Below are 24,970 nucleotides of genomic sequence, written 5' to 3' on the forward strand. Positions count from 1 at the left end.
GGGTCAGAGGCGTTCGAAGCCACGGGTCAGTTCCCAGTCCGTGACCGCGGCGTCGAAGGCGGTCAGCTCCACGCGCGCCTGGTTGGCGTAGTGGGCGTGGACCTCGTCGCCGAAGACGGCTCTCGCGATCGTCGAGGACTCCCAGAGGGACAGGGCGTCGCGCAGGGTGGCCGGCACCCGCTCGGCGGCCGGGTCGTCGTACGCGTTGCCGGTGCACTCCGCACCCAACTCCAGCTCGCGTTCGATGCCGTGCACCGCGCCGGCCACCAGCGCGGCGATCGCCAGGTACGGGTTGACGTCCGCGCCGGGCACCCGGTTCTCCACCCGCATCCCCTCGCCGTGGCCGACGAGCCGCAGCGCGCAGGTGCGGTTGTCGGTGCCCCAGCGCAGCGCGGTCGGGGCGAACGAGCCGGGCTGGTACCGCTTGTACGAGTTGATGTTCGGGGCGAACAGCAGGCTGAACTCGCGCATGGTGTCCAGCAGCCCGGCCAGCACCCGCTGCCCGGTGACGCTCAGGTGCGCCGGGCCCTCGCCGAGCATGGCGGAGCGGCCGTCGGCGTCGCGCAACGAGAAGTGGATGTGGCAGGAGTTACCCTCCCGCTCGTTCGGCTTCGCCATGAAGGTGATCGACATGCCCTCCTGGGCGGCGATCTCCTTCGCCCCGTTCTTGTAGATCACGTGATGGTCGGCGCAGGCCACCGCCTCGTCGTAGCGGAAGGCGATCTCGTGCTGGCCGAGGTTGCACTCGCCCTTGGCGCTCTCCGGGGTCAGGCCCGCGCCGGCCATCTCGGTGCGGATGCGGCGCAGCAGCGGCTCGACCCGGGAGGTGCCGAGCAGCGAGTAGTCCACGTTGTACTGGTTCGCCGGGGTCAGCTCGCGGTAGCCGCGCCGCCAGGCGTCCTCGTACGAGTCGCGGTAGAGGACGAACTCCAGCTCGGTGCCGGCGTACGCGGTCAGCCCGTGCGCGGCGAGCCGGTCGAGCTGGCGGCGCAGGATCTGCCGGGGCGAGGCGACCACCGGCCCGGACCCGTCCGGCCACGCCAGGTCGGCCAGGAGCATCGCCGTGCCCGGTTGCCACGGCACCCGGCGCAGCGTATCCATGTCGGGCACCATGGCGAGGTCGCCGTAGCCGCGCTCCCAGCTCGACATCGCGTACCCGTCGACGGTGTTCATGTCGACGTCCACGGCGAGCAGGTAGTCGCAACCCTCGCTGCCGTTCTCGACCACCTGGTCGAGGAAGAACGGCGCGTGGAACCGCTTGCCCTGCAACCGGCCCTGCATGTCGACCAGGGCGAGCACCACCGTGTCGAGCTTGCCTGCGGCGACGGCGGCCCGTAACTCTTCGAGGGACAGTGGGGCTTTGCTCATGCGCGGGCCTCCATCACCAAGGTCTACTGCCTGACCGGATCACCGTCAATGCCCCGCCGCGACGCGCCGGCAAACACCGCGGTTGTTCACCCGTTTCGGCCCCGGCCGTACACCAGGGCGGCGAGCAACCGGGTGAGTTGCTCGCGTTCCGGCGGGGTCAGGGGTGCGAGCACCTCGTCCTCCACGTCGGCGAGCAGCCCGTCCAGCTTGCGGATCTGGCGGCGGCCCGACCCGGTGAGGGTGACGACGTTGCGGCGGCGGTCGGCGGGATCGGGCGCGCGGTCCACCAGTCCCCGGTCGGTCAGCTCGTTGAGCACCGCGACCATGTCGCTGCGGTAGATGCCGGTGCGGCTGCTCAGCTCCGCCTGGCTCGCGGGGCCGGCCTCGTCCAGAGCGGCGAGCACCGCGTAGTGCCACTTGCGGGCGTCCACGCGGGCCAGTTCCTCGTTCACCCGACGGTCCGAGTGGATCGCCGCCAGGGACAGCAGCCGGGTCGGCAGGTTGCGCAGCCGCGCGGGGGCGGCCGACCGGTCGGCGGCGCGCGTCGGCTCGGACCCACTGTCGCTCATGCCACGAGCATACCCCTTGCGTTAGTCACACTAACGAATTAGCTTCGGCGGGCAGAACCGTTAGTGAGACGAACGATTGAGAGGCCCCGCCGTGCCGGTGACGACCGTTCTGGACTCGACGATGTACCACGAGGAGGCCGGCAGCGGCCCGGCCTTCGTGTTCCTGCACGGCAACCCCGGCTCGTCCCGGCTGTGGCGCAACGTGCTGCCCGCACTCGACCTGCCCGCCCGGCTGCTCGCCCCCGACCTGATCGGCATGGGCCGCTCCGGCAAGCCCGACCTGCCGTACCGCTTCGCCGACCACGCCCGCTACCTCGACGCCTGGTTCGACCGGCTGGGCCTGGACGAGGCGGTGCTCGTCGGTCATGACTGGGGCGGCGCGCTCGCCTTCGACCGGGCCGCCCGGCACCCCGACCGGGTGCGCGGCGTGGCCTTCCTGGAGACGATCGTGCGGCCGATGTCCTGGGCCGAGTTGGGCGAGGGGCCCCGGGCGCGCGCCGAGGCCATGCGCGGGCCGCAGGGCGAGGCCCTGGTGCTCGACAGCAACTTCTTCCTGGACTCGGCCTACACCGGCGGGGTGCTGCACCCGCTGGCCGAGGCGGAGCTGGACGCCTACCGGGCGCCCTACCCGACCCGGGAGAGCCGCCGCCCGCTGCTGGAGTGGGCCCGCTCGCTGCCGCTCGACGGCGAGCCGGCCGACGTCGCCGAGCGGGTGGCCGGGTACGGCAACTGGCTGGCCACGAGCGACGTCCCGAAGCTGCTGCTGACCTTCGACTCCTCGCCCACCCTGCTCATCGGCCCGGAGCAGGCCGCCTGGTGCGCGGCCCACCTGGCGGCTCTGGAGACGGAGCACTGCGGCCCGGCCGGCCACCACGCGCCCGAGGACCGGCCCGACGCCATCGCCGCCGCGATCGCCCGCTGGGCACGACGGCACGCCCTGGGGGGCGACCTGGCGCGCTGACCACGCCCCGGCGGCCGGCGGGGCCCGCACTCTCAACGCCTGCCGGTCACGCCGGGCCGCCGGGCGACGCCGGGCCGCCGGGGCACGCCGGGAGCGCCCCGAGGCGCTGCCGGTGGGCTCGGTTTGGAGGTCAGCCACCGTAGCCCCGGCGGCTGGACATAGATCGAGCGGCGGGCCACGGCGTCGCCCTTGGCGTCGATCTCGTATCCGTCGAGCCACAGCCACCCGTGGTAGGTGTGCCAGTCGTCGTGGACGCGGATGACGCGGAAGACGATGGGCCGGACGAACTGGACGCTGGCGGCCCGGGTGACCTGCAGGAGATCCCCGCACTGCGGCTTCCTGGGCCCGGCCTCAGGCATCGCCGCTGCGCTGCTCGCCCTGCGCCGGCAGGACCATGTCGACCCACCCCAGGTGCCGCAGCTCCATGTCCGGGTCGGGCGGCAGGCCGCGCCGCTCCCGCTCACCAACCCCCAGGCGGTACCAGTCACCCAGGTACGCCACGAGCAGGTCCCCCCGGCCGGCGAACTCGACGAGGCTGGCCACCTGCCGCTCGAAGCACGGCCACGGCTCGCCGCAGGTGAGACACGGGCCGCCGGCGTACCTCGGCGGATGCCGACCCGTCACCGCTCCCGTACCCCGGGCTCCAGCCGGACCGGCGGGTCGTCGACGATCGCCTGCACCCGGACCATGACGACGCGCTCCCGCCACGGCGTGCCGTCGGGGCGCAGCTCCAGCCCTTCCAGCCGCACCCACCGCGACGCCAGGAAGTTCGCGTACCGGGGGACGTACGTGACCTTCAACCACAGCACCGTCTGCCCGATGCAGTAGTCACACGGCTGAAGAGTCAGCACATCGCCCGTAGCCACCAGCGGATTCACTCTCGACACCCGCCCCCATCCAGGAGGCGGCCGGTGGTGGCCGGCTCGCCCGTACCGATCAGCGGGGTTTCGGCCACAACACCGATCTTCGGTACGACCGGGGCTGGAACCACGGGCCCGATGGGGCCAGAGATGTACGGCGCGGGCCTGGATGGCTGACTCGGCTTCGATTTCGGGTCCGGCTTCGGCCTCGGTCGGCGCGACCCTCCACGATGGCTACACATGTGGTACCCCCTGCCTCGAAGATTGGAGAGGGCCGCCGGGCTGAAGAAGCAGGGCGGCCCCACGCGGGATCAGCCCCGGCCGTCCATCACATGGAGCCGGCCCGCATGAGTGACAGTCTGGTGATGGCGCAATTACCCTGAGAAGTCACCGAGCCTGGTCCCGGAGCACATTCGGTGACAGGACACCGCAGCTGGCCGCACTTGGTGGAACTGGACAACATTTGGTGATCTTGACGAATCTCTGGAGGAACCATGGAAAGTGAGCAGACCGCCGACCTGATTCGCGCACAGCTTCGTCGTATGCGGACGGCCGCAGGCATGAGTCAGGAGGAGTTCGGCCGGCGTGCGGCCTACTCGGCCTCGACGATCTCCGCCGTAGAGACCGGCACCCGGCCGATAGACATTCCGTACATGAGGCGAATGGATGAGGTGTTGGACACGGGCGGCCTGTTCGAGTCCCTGCTACGAATGGCCGAGCGTGAAGGCCAGCCCTCGTGGTTCCGCCCCTGGCTGGACGCCGAACGCGGCGCACGGCAGCTCCGGTGCTTTCATCCCACCCTCATCCCGGCTCTGCTCCAGACCGAGAACTATGCCCGAGCAGTCATCCGTTGTGACGATCTACTCAGCGACGACAAAGTAGAAAAGCGCGTGGCTGCACGGATGGATCGCCAGGCGATTTTGGCACAGCCTGATCCGCCACAACTCATCGCGGTCATTGACGAAGGCATCTTGCGCCGCACCGACGAGAGCTTCCGCGGACTGATGGCGCAGCAAATCGACCGCCTCATCGTCAGTGCCGAGCGACCACAGGTCAGCGTGCACGTCATCCCGGTCCACGTCGGGCTGCACGTCGGCATGTCCGGACCATTCGCCCTGGCGCGAGGTGCTGATGGCGGCTGGATCGGCAGCTTGGAGACGCAGCTCAACGGCTCAGTCATCGACAGCGAAAGCGAGTTGGCTACGCTCATGTCGAGGTGGGAGACGGTCCGGAACGAAGCCCTGCCTCGACGACAGTCGATCGACCTCCTGAAGGAAGTAGTGACGTCATGGACCTGAACAGCGCGAACTGGCGCAAGGCCCGCCGCAGCGGTAACACCGACTGTGTCGAGGTGGCCCACAACCTGCCCGGGGTGGTCGCTGTCCGCGACAGCAAGGACCCGTCCGGTCCAGTCCTCGCCTTCAACCCGCAGACATGGCACGCGTTCATCGAGCACGCCAAGCGGTCCTGACACCGCAACCCGGAAAAGGCCCTGAGCACAATGCTAGGAGCCTTCTCCCCCGTTGGCAGTCAATCGAGCTGATCAAGGAAGTGGCGAAGTCATGGACGTGATTACCCCGAAGTGGCGGAAGTCCAGCAGGTCCGGCGGCAACGGCGGATCCTGCGTCGAGGTCGCGGACAACATGCCGGGTGTCGTGCTGGTGCGCGACACCAAGGACCGCGACGGCGGCACCCTCCACCTCACCCCCGGCACCTGGCAGTCCTTCGTCGACCTGGCGAAGCAGATCGGCCCTGTGGCCTGATCCTCCGACGAAGAGAAGTCCCCCAGCGCGAAGTCGAGCTGGGGGACTTCCTCGTTCGAGGCCCCCGGCGCACCGATTGGCTGCGCCGGGGGCCGCCGGCCTTGAGGTACCTAGGGGCCGATCACCTCGGCCGAGGTCGCGAGGTTACCGGTCGATGCCGAAGTAGCGGGCGACGTGCACGGTGATCTCCTGGGCGTACGGGGTGAGCCGGTACAGCTTCTTGGTGAGCACGTCTGTGGTGGCTGCGGTCAGATTGGCGAGGTTGTCGAGGTTGGCCGGGTTGTTTCTGATCTCGGGTTCGAGGGTCTGGATCAGGTCGTAGATGCTGCTGAAGCCTTCGCCCTGGAGGGCCTTGGCCAGCGACGGCGGGGCGCTGGAAGAGGCGGTGGCGGGGTCGAGCAGGCGGCTGACGAAGGTGACCCGGTGGAAGACCCGCCAGCAGGGTGGCTTCTGGTCGGCCTGATTGGCTTGGCGTAGGGCGGCGGCCTGGGGCGAGGTGGCGAGCCAGATCGGGTCGACGATCTTGCCGTAGAAGTCCTCGAAGTTGTCCTTGGTCACGTCGAGGTAGAAGGTCATGAACCGGTAGGCGTCGACCCTGCCGGGGCTGGTGACGGGCTGGTTGGTGGCGGGGTCGTAGACGGGGGTCGCGCCGTCCTTGTAGCGCTGGAGGTCCCGGCCGCCGGTGCAGGCGACGTCGAGCCCGAACGTCCTGCTGGAGGACTTGGACCTGGTGCGGGTGACGCTGGTGCCGCCGCCGATGCTGGCCTCGAAACCCATCTTGGTGCCGCCGGCGGCTCCGCCGAGTTCGAACATGCCGCCGCCGCTGAGGGTGCCCTTGATCGAGTAGGAGCCGCCGGTGGTTTCGGTCACCGAGTCGGTGGATTCGGTGGATTCGGCGAAGAAGCCGCCGCCGGCGGTCCAGACGTAGGTGTTGGCCAGGTTGCGGCGGGCCGACGACCTGTTGGCGACCTCCTTGGCCTTCTCCGCGGTCCGGTCGGGAGCGTGGGTCTCCGTGGACACCGAGTCGTAGTAGCTCTGCAACTGTTGGGCCTGGCGCTCGACGCGGCGCTTGAGGGCGTACGCCTCGCGGGGTTTGAAGTAGCTGTACTCCGCGCCGTCACCGGCGGTCGGGTAGTGGGCGGGGTCGGGGAAGGGGCCAGCCAGCCCGTAGCCGACGAGCCCGTCGAGGGTGCCCTGCTTGGTGTACAGGGGGTTGATCTGGAACTCGATGATGTTCCAGTCCCGGGGGATGTCGGGGTTGGGCATCATCCGGTAGGCGACCAGCGCCCCGGTGTGTTCGAGGCGCAGCGCGAAGACGTCCGCGGTCTCGGACTGGACCAGGGCGTAGCCGGTGTTGGCCGGTACCCAGCGCTGGCCGGCGGCCGGGTTGAGCGGGCGGTTCGGGTCCTCCCACGCGCCGCTGAGCGCGACGGTGCTGGTGCGGGTGGTGTTGCTGCCTTCGGACACCTCGGCCTCGCTGGTCCAGCCGTTGGAGTAGTCGAGGCCGAACTCCAGGTTGCCCTCCATGGAGAGTTTGGCGAGCGGTTGAGCCGTGCCCACACCGAGGGGTGCGGTGATCGACAGGATGTCGGCCGAGACCTCCCAGGAGAACTTGAGTTTCGCCGAGACGTCCATGCTGGTCTCTTTGCTGGACGACAGCGTGTTGGTGACCTCCTCGGCCTGGACGAAGGAGACAGTGGCGGCGTCGATGTAGTCGTCGGTGCCCGGACGCTTGACGAGGTTCTCCGACGGCACCGGCGGCGCACCCTCGATGTAGCCGACGAGTTGCGGGTCGAACTGGGCCTGGCCGACCCACTTGCTGACCAGGTTGCCGACCTTGTAACCGGTGATGAGGTACCAGCGTCCGGCCTGCTGGTAGGTGTAGGAGCGCTTCATCACGCCCTGCATGCCACGGTGCGGAATCCGTTGGACGTCGGCGTATTCGGCGACGGCGGGAGAGTTGCCGATGAAGTCGTGGAAGGCGGTCCGGATGCCGGTCAGCGCCGAGCGGACCTCCGCGGTGTCGGTGGAGACGGGTGCCGTGGAGAGCACGATGGTGGGCTCGCTGCCGGTGGCGGTGACCAGGTTGTTCCCGCGCGGTCCGGCGTCGAGGACCGGTGCGCCGGTGGCGGTCGAGGCGGCGTCGAACGGGTAGTAGCAGACGAGGTCCTCGGACTCGCCGCGCAGTCGGGTGAAGGCGTTGTCGAGGATCTGTTCGCCGGTCCGTGCGGTCTGCCACACCCGGATCTCGTCGAGGGTGCCGGCGTAGGCGTCGCGCAGGACGTTGCCGGTGGTCGTGTAGCCGCCGATGGTGAACTGTTCGGGCCCGTAGCCGGCGGTGACGAGGGCGTCGGTGGCCGGGATCGGGTCGGCGGGGGTCGCGTCGCCGTTGCAGTAGAGCCGGAACAGGTTGCCGTTCGGGTCCGGTGTCTTCACCCAGGCGGAGCCGTGCAGCCTGCCGCTGTAGGTGCCGGTGACGTCGGCGGTGGTGTTCCCGGCATCCTCCGGGAACGTCCACTGGGCGACCAGTCCCGGCGCGCTCTCGCTGACCGCCGCGCCGATCTTTGCCGCCTCCCGGGCGATGTTCCACAGCCGTACCTCGCTGAGCACGCCGCGCAGCCCGTACCCGGTCTGGCCGCTGCGGTAGCGGCCGATTTCGAGGAGCCCGTCGTTGCCCGTCGGCGCCGGGCCGAGGAGATTAGAGGAGCCTGCCGCCGCGCCGTTGACGTAGAACTGGATCTCCGACGCACTGCCGTTCGAGATGGCTTTTCGGACGACCGCGACCCGGGTGAACCCGCCTGCCTGAAGTTTGGTCGTGGAGACGGCGGTGCCCGGCTGGATGCTCGCGGTGTTCTCGTAGGTGAAGGCCAGCGCCCCGTCGGGCTGCACGTAGAAGGCGTACGGCACCGTGCCGCCGACGCCGTCGGCGAGCCCGCCCTTACAGACGAGTCCGTGGGTGTGGCCCAACGCGTCGAGCCGAAGGGACAACTCGATCGTCAGGTCGCCCGTGACGTCGAGGGCGTCGGCCCGGCCGGTGTCGAGCCACGCTGTGCCGTCGAAGCGCAGCGCCCAGTCCTGCTCGAAGACCGCCGCCAGGTGGCCCCACTGACCGGCCGGGTAGACGTCCCGGCTGCGCACGAGTTGGTCGCCCACTCCGGCGAGGATCTTGTAGCCGGGGAACTGGGAACCGACCACCCTGGGGTTTCCGGCGATGGTGGCGTCGTTGCCCCGTCCGGTCAGGTCCGTGGTCCGGCGGCCGATGAAGTTCCAGTAGCCGAGCAGGCCGGTCTCCCGCCCGGTCAGCCGACGGTCCTTGTCCGCCGTCAGCTCCTCGGCGGTACGGACGCGGTTCCAGATCCGCACCTCGTCGAACTGGACGTACGCCTTGAGGTCCCAGTGTTGGCAGGCGATCCGGCCGAGCAGGAGCTTGCCGGTGCCGGCGAAGTGCCCGGTGGCTGTGTGGCGGCCGACCTCCACGCCGTCCCGGTAGATGATCTGGAGACGGTTGGTGCCCTCCCGGTCGTACACGCACGCCCAGTGGTGCCAGTTCTGGTCACTGGACGACGAGGCGTTCACGGTGTCGTTGTAGAAGTCCATCGAGAAGACGTTGTTGGAGCGGAAACCGATGTGCAGGTACTGGTCCGTCGCGCCCGTGGAGCCTAGGCCGACGACGAAGTCGTCCCGGCCGGTCGTCAGGCGCTTGGCCCAGAACTCCACGGTGAAGGAGGTGCCACTCAGGTCGATGCCGGTGCCGCAGTCGAGGTAGTCGTTGCTCCCGTTGAACTCCAGCGCCGAGGGGTAGGACGCGCCGGACACGCCGAGGGTGTACCGGGTGGTGGGGCTGCCGGGCAGGTTGGCGTGCACGATGCGGCTCTGCGTGCCGGCCGGGTTGGCCCAGGCTTCCAGGGTGAGATCGCCGGTCATCGCCGCCCGAGGCTGTTGGGCGGCCGGAAGAGCGAGCCGCTTGGTGCCGTCGAACCCGAACGCCCGCCCGGGGGCGTGGCCCTGCCAGCGGTTGCCCCGCCCCGCTACGACATCGGCGGCCGTGCCGTTGGGCACCGCGCCGGTGGCCGCACCGGCGTCGACCGCGACGAGCAGCGAGCCGCCGCCCAGTCGCGTCCCGGGGCGGCTGGACGTGGCCGAGGCGTAGTCGTAGACGACCGTCCGCACCTGTGCGCCCGCCACCACCGTGCCCGGGGCCGTGGTCAGGGTGAAGCTGGAGACGGCGGGCACGGAGCCCTGAAGCTGGTAGACCGCCCCGGCCACGCTGACCTTGGTGCCCGCTGCCAGTGACGCGGCCAGCGGTGCGGTGAGGGTGACGGTGCTGCCCTGGACCGAGGCGACCGTCCCCAGCAGGTCCCCGGCCGGGGTGCCGTTGAGCACCGCCGCGAACTGGTCGGCGCGCCGGGGCACCGCGTTGAACGTCTCGGTGTGGGTCGTGTTGTTCGCCGTACGGGTGACCACCACCGTGCAGCGATCGGCGTCCGGACCCGCCGACACGGTGATACCCAGCTCGGGCAGAGCGACCCCGGTGTCCCGGCTGGTCAGCGCCAGCCGATCGGACGGGAGCGTGATCTGCTTGGCCGCCCGGGAGGCGGTGACGTCGTAGTAGACGGAGAAGAACTGCCCGTCCACACCGCGGAAGTACAGCACCACCTCGCCGGTCGCGCTGTCGAGCAGAACCGGGGCGTCCCGGCTCCACGCGAACGCCAGCACCGCGCCGAAAATGCTCAGCCCGGCGTTGTCGACGGCAACCGTCGGCATCGCCAACACCACGTCGTCGCCGCCCTGCAACCCGCCGCTCAGCGCGGCCAGCGCGGCCTGCCGGTCCGCCAGCAGCGTCTGGTCCCGGGCCAGTTGCGCCTTCGCGTCCTCCTGGGACCGCACGGCGGCGTTGTAGGTCGAGGACGCCGAGTTCAGCGCCCCCAGCAGGTCGTTCGCCCGACCCGAACGTTGGTGGGGCCAGACGAACCCTCCCTCGTCGTAGCAGTAGCCGGAGTTCACGAAGGCCGAGTACCTGTCGTTCCAGTACCGGTACCCCGGGTTCGTGTCCCGTACTGCCTGGTCTGCCTGGTCGAGGAGATGCTGGTCGAGAACCAGCTTCGCCTGCGTGGCCGTGACCGCGTCCTGGGCCGCGCTGAGCACGTCCATGTCCTTGGTCGGGTCGGGACGCCCGATGGTGGACAGCGTGACCGACCGGGGCACCTGCGCGAGCCGGCCGTCGGCGGCGAGGGCGAGGTCGAGGGTCGCGAGCAGCGGATTGCCGCCCGGGGCGGCGGCGTCGACCGTCGGGCACGCCAGCAGGACCCGCGCCTGCCGCTTCGCCGGGCTGGGCTGCTCGGCGTAGCCGGCGGTGGTCTCTTCCTGCTGGAAGTACAGCGCTGCGGCCACCCCGGAGGTGAGCGACCGGCCCGCGAAACCGAACGTCTCCCGGGACAGCCCCGGGCTGTCGCCCACCGGCGCGCCCGAGGTCACCCACGCCGCGCCGCCCCGCACGGTGCCGTTGAACCCGTTGTCGGTGTGGTCGGCGACGCTGGTCCCACCGCCCTCGTCGAAGCGGTAGTAGGCGACGAGGCCGGGCTCGACGCCGGCGAGACGGCGACGGAAGTCGCGGGCCAGATCGGCGGCCGTCCGCGCCTGGCTCCAGATCCGCACCTCGTCGACATCACCACGGAAGAACTCGGCGGCGGCGGTCCCCGACCGCCGGGCACCGACATACGTCACCACCCCGGCGGAAGAGGGAGTGAACGACATCGAGCCGTTGGCCACCTCGACGCCGTCGACGTACAACCGGCCCTTGGCCCCGGTGCCGCCGGTGAACACCGCCGCGACGTGAGCGAAACGACTGGTCGACACCGCCGCATCCGGCGAGGTGACCGTGTTGCCGGTACCGGGATGGGTCAACACCAGCGCCTTGGCGGAGGTCAGCCGCAGCGTGAACGACCCCGCCTGCGTCCCGTCCCCGGCGGCCACGATGACCCCACCGGCGGCGGCCGGATTGACCCACGCCTCCACCGTGTACGCCCCCTGCAGCCGCGCACTCGGCGCGCTCCCCAGGTCGAGGTGGTCGTCCTGGCCGTCCAGCCGCAGCGCGGTCCCCGCCCGGTCGGTCGGCAGCGGCACCGGCACCAGCGGCTTCTTCGTGAACGGGTCCGCCCCGGGCTCACGCTCAAGCACCGAGGCCGCGTACCTCGGGTCCGGGCTGGTGTAGAACTGGGTTCCCGCCAGGTTGAACAGCCCGTCGTCGGCCCGCTCGACGTTGAACCCGTCGATGCGGCCGGTCACCGCGTTCACGGCGAACAACTGCCACCGCGACACATCGTTGACCTGGGTCGGCAGCAGCATCACCGCGAACTCGCCGTCGGTGACGTTACGGACGAACGACAACTGCCGGGTGGGCTCGTAGAACGGGTTGCCGTCCAGGTCCCGGGTGCCCAGGGTGTCACCCGTGGAGGCCGGCGAGGTCTTGGTCCGGCTGCGCCGGTAGCGCACCTCCAGCACCGGCTTGACCGTCGCGCCCACCTGCACGAAGCGGTCGCACAGGACCGTGCGGGCCACCACCGGCACCTTGACCCCGCCCGCCTGGGCGTAGTCCGTCCGGCTCCCGTCCCCGGAAGCACCGCCGCCGGCCAGCCGGAACAGCGCGTCCGGGTGCGTCTCGTCGACCGACTGGCGGAACAGCATCAGGTACCTGCCGTCCGAGACGACCTGGAACGGCGCCTGCCCGCCCAGCCGGGCCGTCGTGGACAGGAACGCGTCCAGGTCCTCGGGCTGGAGCTGCGTCCCGGTGCCCACCTCGGCCCGCCCGCCCAGCCGCACCGCCGGCACCCCGACCGTCTCGCCGCCACCGAAGCCGACCTCGGTGATCTCGTTCGGGAAGGTGAGCAGTGGCGGGTTGTCGTTCCAGTACGAACTGTCGATCTCGCCTCGCTCGCGGCTGCCCAGGTCCAGGTTCAACACGTTGTAGTAGATGCGCCGGGAGTCGTCCATCGCGAACGCCACCGTCGTGCCCTGGTGACGCACCATCGTCGTGTACACGTAGTTCCTGTCGCTGTAAACCCTGACCAGATTCTTGTTCGGCATTCACTCCCCCAAGTCGATGAATCACACATTGGGCGCAAGAAACTGCGGAATCGGCCCGGACGCACACCGGGCCGATTCCTTTCGGAACATGGTCTACCTCGGATTCCATATCACCTGTCCGGAACCCGTGCAGTTACGACGAATCGGCGCCGGAATCGACGCCGGGACCTGCCCCCATTCTTCGAGCGAACAGGGGCCCCTGTGAGGTTATTCAGGCGGCCCGCACGGTGTCGTCGACGCTGCCATGGCTGGGAATTGCGGCGCTGATCGGTCCGCTGCCTTCTGTGGCGTCGTTCGCCACCCACCTCGATGGTCGGCCCTGATTTCCACCCCTTCCCCGCAGTGGCATTCATGATTCTCGGATGCCGCGTTGTATACGTCAAGGGGTGGCTCGCATTCCTGACTCGGCGTCAGCCATAATGTCAGGAATAGAGCATGTCGGGAGATGTCCGACCGATAGTGGCTCCAACAAAGCGGACGCAGCAGTGGAAACTCCGGCAAAGGCTTCAGCCTTTGGATTCAGTCAACGATCACGCCGCTTCTCGTGCCGATCAAACGCAATAACACGGCATTCCCGCCGCTGGGAATATCGGCAGTCGGGCGAAACGAGCGCACCGACCGGACCTGGCAGTGGTCGAGACCAACCTCGGTCCTGACACGTTCTGGAAGAGCATTCCTCGATCGCTCACCGACCCCCGGAATACCTGGTGCAGCGGTCGACGAGCGAGGTGCCGCCGGCTGCCGGGCCGGCGCTGTCCGGCCGCTTCGCCTCGGTCCGAGGGAGGGGCCAGCCCGCCGCCGCTTCCGTACCGCCTAATTGCCTTGCCCCCGGGAGACGGCGACGCGCATCCTTGAGCCTGTGACCAGGCCCGATCCGGACGGGCCACCGGCCGGGCGCTCGGCAACGCCCGGTCCGCGCGGCGGCGCGGGGCGTTCACCTCTCTCTCACGTACGGCGATCCGCCCCGCGCCGCCACCCCGGCCGCACCCGGCGCACCCGACGACCGCCGACGCTCACGCGAACAGCAGGCCCGCGTCTGCTCACGCGAACAGCAGGCCCGCGACCCAGAGCACGCCGATCACCAGGCCGGCGAGGAACTCGACCAGCATCGACAGGCCGGCGGCCTTGAGCGCCTGCACCGTCGACGGCCAGGCGAGCTGGTTGCTGCCCAGCCGTAGCCGCTCGGCGCCCCACACCCCGCCGACGAAGCCGACCACCAGCCCCACCACCGGGATCACGAAGAACCCGACCAGCCCCAGCACGCCGCCGGCCAGCAGGGACGACGTCGGCACCCCGGCGCTTTTCAGGTTGCGCCCCGGCCACAGGTACTTGACCACGGCACCGCCGACGGCGACCACGGTCGCGGCGGCCAGCACCAGCCAGCGGCCCGCCCCGGCGTCGCCGAACAGCGCCCACACCAGCACCCCGCCCCAGCACAGCGGCAGCGCGGGCAGCCCCGGCACCACCACCCCGGCCAGCCCGGCCACGATGGCCAGCGCGGCCACCACGGAGACGACCGTCTGCGAGTCCGTCAGGCTCATGCCACTCCCTCTGGGGGATCGTCGCCGCGCAGCCGGGCGGTGATCACGTCGGCCGGGGCCGGGGCACCGAACCAGCACCCCTGCCCGGTGTCGCAGTGCAGCCCGCGCAGCCGCTCGGCCTGCTCCTGGGTCTCCACCGCCTCGGCGGTGACCCACAGCTCCAGGGCGTGCGCCAGCCGGACCAGCGCGTCCACGATCCGCTCGTCGCGGTGGTCGGCCGGGTCCAGCGGGTCGTCCGCCCGGATCCCCTCCACGAACGGCCCCGCCAGCTTGAGGCAGTGGATGGGCAGCCGCCGCAGGTACGCCAGGTTCGAGTATCCGGTGCCGAAGTCGTCGATCGCCAGCCGTACGCCGAGGTCGGCGAGCTGGCGCAGCGACCGCAGCGGCTCCCCCGGGGTGCCCATCACGGCGCTCTCGGTCAGCTCCAACTGGAGCAGGCCGGCGGGCAGCCCGGTGCGGCTCAGCGCGCTCGCCACCGTGTCGACGATGCCCGGATCGTCGGCCTGCCGGGCGGCCAGGTTGACGCTGACCACCAGCTTCGCCTCCGGGAACTCCCGGTGCCACGCCTCGGCGTCGCGGCACGCCTGCCGGAGCACCCACTCGCCGAGCCGGACGATCAGGCCGGTCTCCTCGGCCAGCCCGATGAACCGGTCCGGCCCGACCAGCCCCAGCTCCGGGTGCTGCCAGCGGACCAGCGCCTCGACGGCCACCATCGAGGAGTTCCGCAGCGACACGATCGGCTGGTAGTGGACGACGAACTCGCCCCGGTCCAGCGCCGCGGGCAGGCCGGCGACGAGCGCCGAACGGGCGATGTCCTGGGCGCTGCGCTCGGGGTCGTAGACCGCCCACCGGCCGCGCCCCTCCGCCTTGGCCCAGTACAGGGTGGTGTCAGCGGCCTTCATCAGCTCCGACGCGCTGGTCTCGGCGCACAGGCAGTCCACGATGCCGATGCTGGCCGACACCGCGAGCTGCTGGTCACCGACGTGCACCGGGGCGGAGACCGCCGCGAGGGCCATCTCCGCGACGCCCACCGCGTCGTCGATGCCGTCGCCGCCGTCGACGAGGATGACGAACTCGTCGCCGCCCATCCGGGCGACCAGGTGGCCGTGCCCGGCGACGCACTCGGCCAGCCGGCGGGCGATCACGACCAGCAGCCGGTCGCCGAGGTCGTGCCCGAGGCAGTCGTTGACCGCCTTGAAGCCGTCCAGGTCGAGGAAGCAGACCCCGATCCGGTGGTCCGGGCCGGCGTCGCCGAGCACCTCGCCGAGGGTCTCGAAGAACAGCGTCCGGTTGGGCAGGCCGGTGAGCGGGTCGTGCAGCGCCTGAAAGCGCAGCCGCTGCTCCAGCTCGTACCGCTCGGTGATGTCCTCGATCATCGCCACGGTGAAGCGCGGCCGTCCGTCGTCGTACCGGATCAGCGAGACGGCCAGGTCCGTCCACACCACACTGCCGTCCTTGCGGTGGTAGCGCTTCTTCACCCGGGCCGAGTCGTGCTTGCCCCCGATCAGCTCCTGGTACAGCTCCCACATCCCGGCGGCGTCGTCGGCGTGGAACAGCCCCGCCACGTTGGTGTGCCGCAGTTCCTCGGCGGAGTAGCCGAGCATGTCGGCGAAGGACTGGTTGACCTCGATGATCTGCCCGTCCGTGCCGGCGATGCCGATCCCGATCGCCGCTCCGGTGAAGAGCGCCCGGAACCGCGCCTCGCTGTCCCGCAGGGCCTGTTCGACTTCGTCCCGGGCCTGCCACGCGCTGCGGGCGATGCGTTCCTGCTGGGCGAAGGTGCGGGCGCGCAGCGCCCGGGCGAACCCCCCGGCGAGAGCGCCCTGGAGGGCGGCGACCCGGTCGGCCGTGCCGGGCCGGGCCTCGTGGCCCGGCAGCACCTGGGCCGCGAACCGTTCCCCGAGCGCGGTGACCGACCAGTCCAGGAGCCCGGGCTCGGTCAGGTGCGCCTCGACCAGCGCCCGGCCGACGTCCTCGGCGGGCTGGGCGGAGAACGCCTCGGCGAGGAGCGCCTGGGCCAGCCGTACCGTGTGCACGAGCAGGAGCCGCTCGGTCTCGTCGGCGCTCAGCGGCACGAACCCGACACGGCGTGCCACGCGGGTCCACCCGGCGGCGTACGCCTGGGCGCCGGCCCGGCTGAGCTGCTCGCCCCCGGGCTCCGGCACGGCTGTCATGTCCGCCTAGCCGGCTGGCTGGTCGTACCGGGCGACGCCGCCGAACGCGCCGAACCGCTCGGGATGGTCGTCCACGTCGGACGGTGAGTCGGGTCGCCACAGCGGCATGTGCACCACGCCCGGCTCCAGGACCGTCCAGTCGCCGAAGAAGCCGGTGACCTCGGCGCGGGAGCGCAGGGTGATCTCGGTGTCGGTGCGCGCCGACAGCCGCTGCGCGTCCAGCATCTCCTGCGGCTGGTCCTCGAACGTGGAGTGGGAGACGACCAGGAAGCTGCCGGGGACGGCGGCGGCCCGCAGGGTGGCCAGGACGTCGGCGGGACGGTCGGCGTCCGGGACGAAGTGCACCACCCCGGCGAGCAGGATGCCGACCGGGCGGCCGAAGTCGAGCAGGCCCGAGGCCCGGCACTCGGCGAGGATGCGCTCCGGCTCCCGCAGGTCGGCATGGATCACGCCGGTCAGGTCGTTGCCGGCCAGCAGCTCCCGGCTGTGCGCCACGGCCACCGGGTCGATGTCGACGTAGACCACCCGGGCCTTCGGGTTCGCGCCCTGGGCCACCTCGTGGACATTGCCCACGGTGGGAATCCCCGAGCCGATGTCGAGGAACTGGTCGATGCCGGCGTCGAGCAGCACCCGGACCGCGCGGCGCAGGAACTCCCGGCCGGCGCGCATCGTGGCGGGCAGGTTCGGCGTCATGCCGGCGATCTGCTCGGCCAGCCTCCGGTCGATCTCGAAGTTGTGCGCGCCGCCGAGGAAGTAGTCGTAGACCCGGGCCGCGCTCGGCCGGCTCAGGTCGATCTCGGTGGGAAGTCCGTCCGGCATGTGTCGCTCCCGCCAATCGTCGCCGCGCCACGGGCCGCGCCGGCCGCCGGGTGCGCCGCACCCGGACGGTGGCCGGCCGACCCGCAGGTCTGTGGTGGTCCACACTCTAAGCCGCGGACTCCACGGTAGGCGAGATCCGATTCGGCCGCCCGGTACCGGTCAGCCGACTGACTCCAGCATCAGCGAGATGCCCTGCCCCACCCCGACGCACATGGTGGCGAGCGCCCGCCGGCCACCCCGGCGGCGCAACTCCAGCGCGGCGGTGAGCGCCAGCCGGGCGCCGCTGGCCCCCAGCGGGTGCCCCAGGGCGATCGCGCCGCCGTTGGGGTTGACGTGCTCGGCGTCCTCGGGCAGGCCCAGCTCGCGCAGCACCGCCACCGACTGGGCGGCGAACGCCTCGTTCAGCTCGATCACGTCGACCCGGTCGAGGCCGACGCCGAGCCGGTCGAGCAGCCGGCGGGTGGCCGGCACCGGCCCGATCCCCATCACCCGGGGCGGCACCCCGGCGGCGGCGGCGCCGGTGACCCGGGCCAGCGGGGTCAGCCCGTACCGGGCCACCGCCGCCCCGCTCGCCACCAGCAGGGCGACCGCGCCGTCGTTGACGCCGGAGGAGTTGCCGGCGGTCACCGTGCCGCCGGCCCGGAACGGGGTGGGCAGCGCGGCCAGCTTCGCCAGCGAGGTCTCCCGGGGGTGCTCGTCGACCTCGACCAGCCTCGTCTCGCGCCGCCCGGCCGGCACGGTCACCGGCACGATCTCCTCGGCGAACCGGCCGCCGGCCTGCGCCCTGGCGGCCCGCTGCTGCGAGCGGTACGCGAACGCGTCCTGCGCGGCGCGGTCGACGCCGTACTCGGCGGCCACGTTCTCGGCGGTCTCGGGCATCGAGTCGATGCCCCACTCCTTCTCCATCAGCGGGTTGACCAGCCGCCAGCCGATCGTGGTGTCGAACACCTCGGGGGCCCGGGAGAACGCCGAGGTGGCCTTCGGCATGACGAACGGCGCGCGGCTCATGCTCTCCACCCCGCCGGCCACGACCAGCTCCGCCTCCCCGGCGACGATCTGCCGGGCGGCGGTGGCCAGCGCGTCCAGGCCGGAGCCGCAGAGCCGGTTCACGGTGCTGCCGGGCACCTCGCCGGGCAGCCCGGCCAGCAGCGCGGCCATCCGGGCCACGTTGCGGTTGTCCTCGCCGGCCTGGTTGGCGCAGCCGAGCACCACGTCGTCGACCCGGGCCCAGTCGACCGACGGGTGCCGGGCGACCAGTTCGCGGATCACGTGCGCGGCGAGGTCGTCGGGGCGTACCCCGGACAGCGCGCCGGCGTACCGGCCGATCGGGGTGCGGACACCGGCCACGAGATATGCCACGGTCATCGACGTAGTCCTTCGGGGGTGGGAAGGCCGGCACGAAGCCGCCGGGTCACGGGGCCGCCGGGTCACGGCGACGCGGGCCAGGATATCCGCGCGGAGAGCCGATAGGTTGTCGGCATGGCCCGGGCCCAGTTCAGCGCAGAGACCTCCGGCAGCGGGGAGTTCGTCCGCCAACCCAACCGGTTCACCGGGCGGGTCACCCCCGACTCCGACTCCCCGCCCGGCGGCGGGCCGGACGCCCAGGGCCGGTGGCCACTCGAAGCCGGCCGGTACCGCCTCGTCTGGTGCCGGGCCTGCCCGTGGGCGCACCGGGCCCGGATCGTCTGGGGCCTGCTCGGCCTGGACGACGCGATCTCGCTCGCCACGGTCGACCCGATCCGCGACGAGCGGGGCTGGCGGTTCACCCTCGACCCCGGCGGGCGGGACCCGGCGCTCGGCATCTCGTACCTGTCGGAGGCGTACCTGGCGACCGACCCGGGATACACCGGCCGGGTGACCGTGCCGGCCCTGGTCGACACGCTCACCGGGCGGGTGGTCAGCAACGACTACCCGCAGCTCACCCTGGACCTGTCCACGCAGTGGCGCAGCCTGCACCGCCCCGGCGCGCCGGACCTCTACCCGGCCGGGCTGCGCGACGAGCTGGACGCGTTGATGGCCGAGATCCACCGCGACGTCAACAACGGCGTCTACCGGTGCGGCTTCGCCACCTCCCAGGCCGCGTACGACGAGGCGTTCACCGCGCTGTTCGGCCGGCTCGACGCGCTGTCGGAGCGGCTGGCGGGCCGGCGCTACCTGACGGGTGACGCGATCACCGAGGCCGACGTGCGGCTGTTCACCACGCTGGTCCGGTTCGACGCGGCGTACCACGGGCATTTCAAGTGCAACCGGCACAAGCTGACCGAGCTGCCGGTGCTGTGGGCGTACGCCCGGGACCTGTTCCAGACCCCCGGGTTCGGCGACACGGTCGACTTCGACCACATCAAGCGGCACTACTACGGCACCCACCCGGCGATCAACCCGACCGGGATCGTGCCGCTGGGTCCGGACACCTCCGGCTGGACCACGCCGCACGGGCGTGGCTGACCGGCGCCGGCCGGCACCGGCCGAGCAGGCCGGTGCCCGACGCCGGCCGGGCGGTCCCGCCACGGCCCCGGCATCACCCGCGTCCCGGGTCGCCGCCGCGTCGGCCGCCGGCTGCATCCTGGCCGGCGTGGTCTCGGTGACGGTCGCCGTGGTCGCCGGTCCGGGCCCCGGCCTGACCGGGTACGTCAGCGAGGCCGGCGTCACCGACAGCGGGTACGCCCCGACGTACCGGATCGGGGTGTTCGCCCTTGCCGGCGCGCTCCTGCTGCTCGCCGCGGCGCTGCCGGCGGCGCTGCGGATCGCGGCCGGCCTGCTCGCCGCCGGTGGCGCGTGCACGGCGCTCTCCGGCGCGGTGACGTGCAGCGCCGGCTGCCCGCTGCCGCCGTTCGAGCCGGCCACCGTGGCCGACCTGGTGCACGGCGGGGCGAGCATCGCGGCGACGGCGTCCGTGGTGTTCGCGATGCTGGCGGTGCTGTTCAACCCGGCCGCGGGACCCCGGCTGCGGCGGCTCGCCGCCTGCGGCGCGGCGGTGTCGCTGCCGCTGGCCGGGGCGGTGGGGCTGGCGATGCTCGTCGTCGGCCGGGGCACCCTGGTCGGCGTGCTGGAGCGGGTGCTGCTCGCGGTCTGCGCCGCCTGGGGCCTGGCCACCGCCCTCGCCCTCGCCCGGCGCCCGGACACGGGGGGTGGCCCTGGCCGGAGGCGTCCGAGGCGATTCGACTGATCACGAATCAGTAACGATGAATGTCCGGCGAGGCGAGCAAAAGCATCGCAGCCAGTTCGAAAGGGACAACCGACGGTTACGGAGACGCTTTCCGAAGTCGGTCATGGCTGCTTCACTGGCCGCTCATCGGACGCCATGCGCGTCCCCGCACGGGGGAGTTCACTTCGTCATGCCCAAAAGACGATCACCACGACCTCTGATCGCGTCCACGGCGGCGGCCACGCTGTTCCTCGGCACCGCCGGGGTCGCCCTGCACGTCGCACCAGTCGCCGCCGCACCTGCCGCTCCCGCAGCCGCCAAGCCGGCACCGGCCTCAATGGGCGTCGATGAGGCCGTGGCCCAGGCCCGGCGCACCGGTAAGCCCGTCGAGGCCACCGCCGCCGGCACGTCCACCGCCACCCTCACCGCCCGCCCCGATGGCACCATCGAGCTGACCCAGACCGCGGTGCCCACCCGCACCCGCGTCGACGGGGCCTGGAAGACCCTCGACCCGACCCTGGTCCGCCACCCGGACGGCAGCATCACCCCGACCGTGACCACCAACCAGGTCCGCCTCTCCCCCGGCGGCACCGGCCCCCTCGCCGAACTGACCAGCGGCGACCGCGCCCTGACACTCACCGCCCCCATGCCCCTACCCACACCCACCCTCACCGGCCCCACCGCCACCTACCCCAACGTCCTACCCGGAATCGACCTCACCGTCACCATCACCGGCGAAGGCGCCTTCTCCCACGTCTTCGTCGTCAGAAACCGCCAAGCCGCGACCAACCCGAAACTCACCACCCTCGACCTGACCACATCGACCAAGGGCATCACCCTCACCGCCGACCCGGCAGGAAACATCACCGGCCACGACCGCACCGGCCAAACCGTCCTCACCGCCCCCACCCCCACCATGCGGGACTCCTCCGCCACCACCACGACAGGCCCGACACAACACGGCACGACCACCTCAAACCCCACCGAGCCGGGCCGCGCCGCCCGCAGCGCCACCATCGGCGTGGCCATCAGCCCCGGGAAACTACGCCTGACCCCGGACCGGAAACTCCTCGACAATCCCGCAACCATCTACCCCGTCCACATCGACCCCACATTCACCTGGACACCGGTCGGGCCGAAAATGTCCGGCTGGGCCACCATCTCCTACCAACACCAGTCCACCAACTACTGGAAGAACACCCCCGACCCACTCAACCGCATGCAGGTCGGCAACTCCGGCAGCCAACGCTCCCAAACCCTGATCAACTTCCCCATCCCCTACAGCACCCTCGCCGGGGCCGAGATCTACGACGCCATCTTCAAAATCACCAACACCCGATCCTGGAACTGCACCGCCAAAACCGTCAACGTCTACGCCCCCGCCACCACCCTGACCTCCTCAAACGCCACCTGGAACCACTGGGAAGGCATCGCCAACGGCCCCCTCGCCGCCTCCAAAAGCTTCGCCCACGGCTACAGCGGCTGCAACGCCACCGCCGTCTCCTTCGACATCACCAACCAAATCGAAACCGACGTCACCGCCAAGAAACCCACCCGCACCCTGCGCATGATCGCCGCCAACGACGCCAGCGACACCCAAAGCTGGAAAGAATTCCTCGAAACCAGCCCCACCCTCACCATCCGCTACAACCACAAGACCGACACCCCGGCGGGGATGACCACCTCCCCCAAGACCTCCTGCACCGCCACCACCCCCACCGTCGTCGGCGACGGCGCGGTCTCCCTCTACGCCCCGGTCTCGGACCGCAACGGCGGCACCCTCGGCGTCACCTTCAAACTCTGGAAGACCACCGACACCACCGAGACCGCCCTGGCCTCCTCCAACCCGAACCTGCTGACCTACTCCTCCGGCTCGACGGCCGTGCTCGTCGTCCCGGTGACGACCCTGCGCACCGCCGCCGCCGGCGTGGTCACCGGCTTCTCCTGGAAGGTCCAGGCGACCGACTTCCGTACCCCCAGCACCTGGTCGGCCACCTGCAAGCTCACCTTCGACCCCACCCGCGCCGGCCCACCCGAGGTCACCCCGCCGGGCGGCACCACCATCGGCCAGGCTGCCACCTTCACCGTCGCCCCGCCGGCCACCGGCACCGCGCCCAGCGGCTACGTCTACCAGCTCAATGCCGGCCCGCCGGTCGACGTCTCAGCCGACGCCAACGGCGCGGCGACCGTCGACCTCACTCCGACCCGGTTCACCAACACCCTGACCGTCACCAGCGTGTCCACCGGCGGCAACATCGGCGAGTCGGCCAGCGTCACGTTCAACTCCAATCCGGCCGCCACCGCCGCCTTCGATGCCGACCTGACCGGGGACGGCGCGGCCGACCTGCTCAAGGTGGGTGCGAGCAACTCGATGCCGTCGGGGCTCTGGCTGCTGCCCGGCCGCAGCGCCGGGGTGCTGGCCGCCGCGACCGACATCGGCGCGCGGGGCAACGGCGTCACCGGGAACAACGCCCCCGCCGACTTCGACGGCGCCCAGGCCATCACCGGCCACTTCACCGGCACCGGACTCCAGGACGTCCTCGTCTACTACCCCGGCGGCGTCAACCCAGGCGGAGCAGGCGTACTGCGCGCCAACGGCGACGGCTCCATCATCCAGGCCCAGCTCAGCGGCAACCAGTACACCATCGACCCCAGCCAACTCCACGACCCCGACGACAACCGCCCTCTCCAACTCGCCAACGCCGGCGACACCCGCCGCCTCGCCTCCCCCTACCCCGACCTCATCGGCACCAGCGGCAACCCCACCACCGGCTACCACCTCACCTACCACCCCAACCTCGGCGCACCCGGCGGCTACCTCGGCGCATTCCACACCACCGCCACCACCCCCACCGGCGGCACCGACTGGAACAACTGGACCATCGCCACCGCCCAACTCACCACCGGCACCGCCATGTTCCTCTGGAACCGCACCACCGGTGCCCTACACCTGTGGACCGACCTCACCGTCAACCCCGACACTGGCGAACTCACCTACACCCCCTACGCCCTCTCCACCGCCTGGAACACCGGAGCCGCCATCACCCTGCGTGCCGCCGACATCAACGGCGACGGCACCCCCGACCTCTGGGCGACGGGCGCGGCGGCGACGGGGACCGCCTGGCTGGTCTCCGGCCTGACCGGCGGCACCGGGACGATCGCCGCCCAACCGGCGCAGACCCTGGTCACCTCGGACCACACCTGGCAGCTCAACGACAGCACGGGCGGCACCGTGAGCACGGCCCGGGACACCGGTGGCACGCTGCACGCCACCGGCACCGCCGGGGCCACCTGGAACACCGGCGACATGTTCGACCCCGACGTGGTCTTCGACGGCACTGGCGGAACGCTGACCACCACGGGTCCGGCCTTCGCCACCAACGCCGACTTCACCGTCTCCGCCTGGGTGAAGCCCACCTCGGCGGGTGGGACCGTAATGTCCCAGAACGGCGTCAACACCGCCGGATACCGGCTCTGGGCCGAGGGCAGTGACAAGTCCTGGCGCTTCGCGATGCCCCGCACCGACGTCGCGGCCCCGGTCTGGGACACCGTCACCTCCGGCGCGGGCAGCCTCCGGCCCGGCGTGTGGACGCAGGTGACGGCGACCTTCAACACGAACACCGATGCCATGACGCTGTACGTCAACGGCACCAACGTGGGCCACGCCACGCACGGCACCGTCTTCAACGCCACGGGCAACATGCGCATCGGCAGCCACCGCACGTCGGCCACGGCCCACGGCGGCTGGTTCTCCGGCGAGATGGCGATGGTGCAGACCTGGAACGAGGTCTTCATCGGCAACGTCACCCTGTACGGCGTGCGTCCCGACGGACGGCTGACCTACTCACAGATCGATGCGGGCACCGGCAACCGGACCAAGACTCTGGTCTCGGCATCGCCGCTGACCTTCGTACCGAAGGCGATGGCGGTCCTCAACGGCAACACGCTGCTGGTGACGTCCCCGAGCGGCGTGCTGTACCGGCTCGACGTGCTGACCAACGACCGTGACCTGACCTTCGGGCCGCTGACGCAGATCGGCGGGGGCTGGACCCACGAGCGCCTCACCTACGACGGCGCCGGGAAGCTGTTCGGCATCGCCGACGGCTACCTGCGCCGGTACGACGTCACCAGCGCGAAGCCGACCAACGCGACGATCATCAACAACACGCTCATCGACGGCGGTTTCGCCCTGCACACCCTGACGTCCACCGGCCCTGGATGGATCATGGGCACCACCAGTGCGGGCGCCCTGCTCACCTACAAGATCAACGGTCCGGGCGACTGGCTCCGGTACGAGCTGCGCCCCAGCACCTGGCAGGTCATGACCCACCTGGCCTCGCCGGGTGGCGGGGTCATCTACGGACAGCACACCAACACCTCCCTCTACCGCTACCTGGACGCCAACCCGTACGACGGCATCGGCACCGACATCGCCTCCTTCACCACCGACCCGGTGGACGCGTCCGGCTGGACGGAGGTGCTGCTCGCCGCGCAGCCGAGGGCCCTCGGCTAGCCCGCCGGCGGGGAGGGACGGTGCGCCCTCCCCGCCGGCCACCACGCCCCGCGTCCCGGCCGGGCGACGACTCACGCCGGTAAGGCATCTCACGCCGGTCGGTCCTTCCAGCAGAGGACCGACCGGCGTATCGTCGGCAGGCGATGACCAACGTCTGGCACCTCACCGTGCGCC

The 24,970-nt window shown here is 71.1% G+C and carries 17 protein-coding genes; 7 read left to right on the plus strand and 10 right to left on the minus strand.

Annotated features, from left to right (window positions below):
• Window positions 1-3 precede the first annotated feature (3 nt).
• Together OG559_RS04015 and OG559_RS04020 are read right to left on the minus strand one after the other, a co-directional pair.
• Entirely contained in the window at window positions 4-1,368 is a 1,365-nt protein-coding gene (locus OG559_RS04015) for a glutamine synthetase family protein (protein ID WP_405112571.1), read from the minus strand.
• Window positions 1,369-1,454: 86 nt separating this feature from the next.
• Window positions 1,455-1,937, minus strand: a complete 483-nt coding sequence (locus OG559_RS04020) for a MarR family winged helix-turn-helix transcriptional regulator (protein WP_405112574.1) — start codon at window positions 1,935-1,937, stop codon at window positions 1,455-1,457.
• A gap of 97 nt (window positions 1,938-2,034) precedes the next feature.
• Here OG559_RS04020 and OG559_RS04025 point away from each other — a divergent pair, with 97 nt between their 5' ends.
• Window positions 2,035-2,898: a haloalkane dehalogenase gene (locus tag OG559_RS04025; protein WP_405112577.1), complete on the plus strand. Its 864-nt coding sequence runs from the start codon at window positions 2,035-2,037 to the stop codon at window positions 2,896-2,898.
• A 32-nt stretch (window positions 2,899-2,930) separates the two neighbouring features.
• On the opposite strand, the gene OG559_RS04030 is transcribed toward OG559_RS04025, so the two are convergent.
• From OG559_RS04030 to OG559_RS04040, 3 genes are read right to left on the minus strand one after another with little or no spacing between them, the layout of a single operon-like run.
• Window positions 2,931-3,257, minus strand: a complete 327-nt coding sequence (locus OG559_RS04030; RefSeq protein WP_405112580.1) for a hypothetical protein — start codon at window positions 3,255-3,257, stop codon at window positions 2,931-2,933.
• Window positions 3,250-3,522, minus strand: a complete 273-nt coding sequence (locus OG559_RS04035; protein ID WP_405112582.1) for a hypothetical protein — start codon at window positions 3,520-3,522, stop codon at window positions 3,250-3,252. The genes OG559_RS04030 and OG559_RS04035 overlap by 8 nt, the downstream gene beginning before the upstream one ends.
• Entirely contained in the window at window positions 3,519-3,764 is a 246-nt protein-coding gene (locus OG559_RS04040; protein WP_405112585.1) for a hypothetical protein, read from the minus strand. The genes OG559_RS04035 and OG559_RS04040 overlap by 4 nt, the downstream gene beginning before the upstream one ends.
• 488 nt (window positions 3,765-4,252) lie before the next feature.
• Between OG559_RS04040 and OG559_RS04045 the strand changes: the two genes are divergently transcribed.
• The 3 genes from OG559_RS04045 to OG559_RS04055 all read left to right on the plus strand — a co-directional run bounded on the left by OG559_RS04045 (window position 4,253) and on the right by OG559_RS04055 (window position 5,521).
• Complete coding sequence (locus OG559_RS04045) at window positions 4,253-5,056, plus strand: helix-turn-helix transcriptional regulator (protein ID WP_405112588.1); 804 nt, start codon at window positions 4,253-4,255, stop codon at window positions 5,054-5,056.
• Window positions 5,047-5,229 (plus strand): DUF397 domain-containing protein, encoded by a 183-nt coding sequence (locus tag OG559_RS04050; protein WP_405112591.1) that lies wholly within the window; start codon window positions 5,047-5,049, stop codon window positions 5,227-5,229. Before OG559_RS04045 ends, OG559_RS04050 begins: the two co-directional genes overlap by 10 nt.
• Window positions 5,230-5,320: 91 nt before the next feature.
• Window positions 5,321-5,521: a DUF397 domain-containing protein gene (locus OG559_RS04055; protein WP_405112594.1), complete on the plus strand. Its 201-nt coding sequence runs from the start codon at window positions 5,321-5,323 to the stop codon at window positions 5,519-5,521.
• A gap of 144 nt (window positions 5,522-5,665) precedes the next feature.
• On the opposite strand, the gene OG559_RS04060 is transcribed toward OG559_RS04055, so the two are convergent.
• From OG559_RS04060 to pcaF, 5 genes are all read right to left on the minus strand, one after another.
• Window positions 5,666-12,604: a LamG-like jellyroll fold domain-containing protein gene (locus OG559_RS04060; protein ID WP_405112596.1), complete on the minus strand. Its 6,939-nt coding sequence runs from the start codon at window positions 12,602-12,604 to the stop codon at window positions 5,666-5,668.
• A gap of 1,040 nt (window positions 12,605-13,644) precedes the next feature.
• Window positions 13,645-14,145, minus strand: coding sequence for a DUF456 domain-containing protein (locus OG559_RS04065; RefSeq protein ID WP_405112599.1), 501 nt, complete (start codon window positions 14,143-14,145; stop codon window positions 13,645-13,647).
• Window positions 14,142-16,319 (minus strand): putative bifunctional diguanylate cyclase/phosphodiesterase, encoded by a 2,178-nt coding sequence (locus OG559_RS04070; protein WP_405112602.1) that lies wholly within the window; start codon window positions 16,317-16,319, stop codon window positions 14,142-14,144. The genes OG559_RS04065 and OG559_RS04070 overlap by 4 nt, the downstream gene beginning before the upstream one ends.
• Before the next feature lie 6 nt (window positions 16,320-16,325).
• Window positions 16,326-17,138, minus strand: coding sequence for an SAM-dependent methyltransferase (locus OG559_RS04075; protein ID WP_405112605.1), 813 nt, complete (start codon window positions 17,136-17,138; stop codon window positions 16,326-16,328).
• A 159-nt stretch (window positions 17,139-17,297) separates the two neighbouring features.
• Entirely contained in the window at window positions 17,298-18,503 is a 1,206-nt protein-coding gene (pcaF, locus tag OG559_RS04080; protein ID WP_405112608.1) for a 3-oxoadipyl-CoA thiolase, read from the minus strand.
• 114 nt (window positions 18,504-18,617) lie between these two features.
• Between pcaF and OG559_RS04085 the strand changes: the two genes are divergently transcribed.
• The 3 genes from OG559_RS04085 (at window position 18,618) to OG559_RS04095 (ending at window position 24,796) form a co-directional block, all read left to right on the plus strand.
• On the plus strand, window positions 18,618-19,583 hold the full coding sequence (locus OG559_RS04085) for a glutathione S-transferase family protein (RefSeq protein ID WP_405112611.1): 966 nt from the start codon (window positions 18,618-18,620) through the stop codon (window positions 19,581-19,583).
• On the plus strand, window positions 19,576-20,304 hold the full coding sequence (locus tag OG559_RS04090) for a DUF998 domain-containing protein (RefSeq protein ID WP_405112614.1): 729 nt from the start codon (window positions 19,576-19,578) through the stop codon (window positions 20,302-20,304). Before OG559_RS04085 ends, OG559_RS04090 begins: the two co-directional genes overlap by 8 nt.
• A gap of 169 nt (window positions 20,305-20,473) precedes the next feature.
• The gene (locus OG559_RS04095; RefSeq protein WP_405112616.1) at window positions 20,474-24,796 is read left to right on the plus strand and encodes a LamG-like jellyroll fold domain-containing protein; all 4,323 of its coding nucleotides are present in this window, start codon (window positions 20,474-20,476) and stop codon (window positions 24,794-24,796) included.
• Window positions 24,797-24,970 lie beyond the last annotated feature (174 nt).

The organism is Micromonospora sp. NBC_01405 (assembly GCF_045040155.1).
In the GTDB taxonomy this organism is placed as follows: domain Bacteria; phylum Actinomycetota; class Actinomycetes; order Mycobacteriales; family Micromonosporaceae; genus Micromonospora.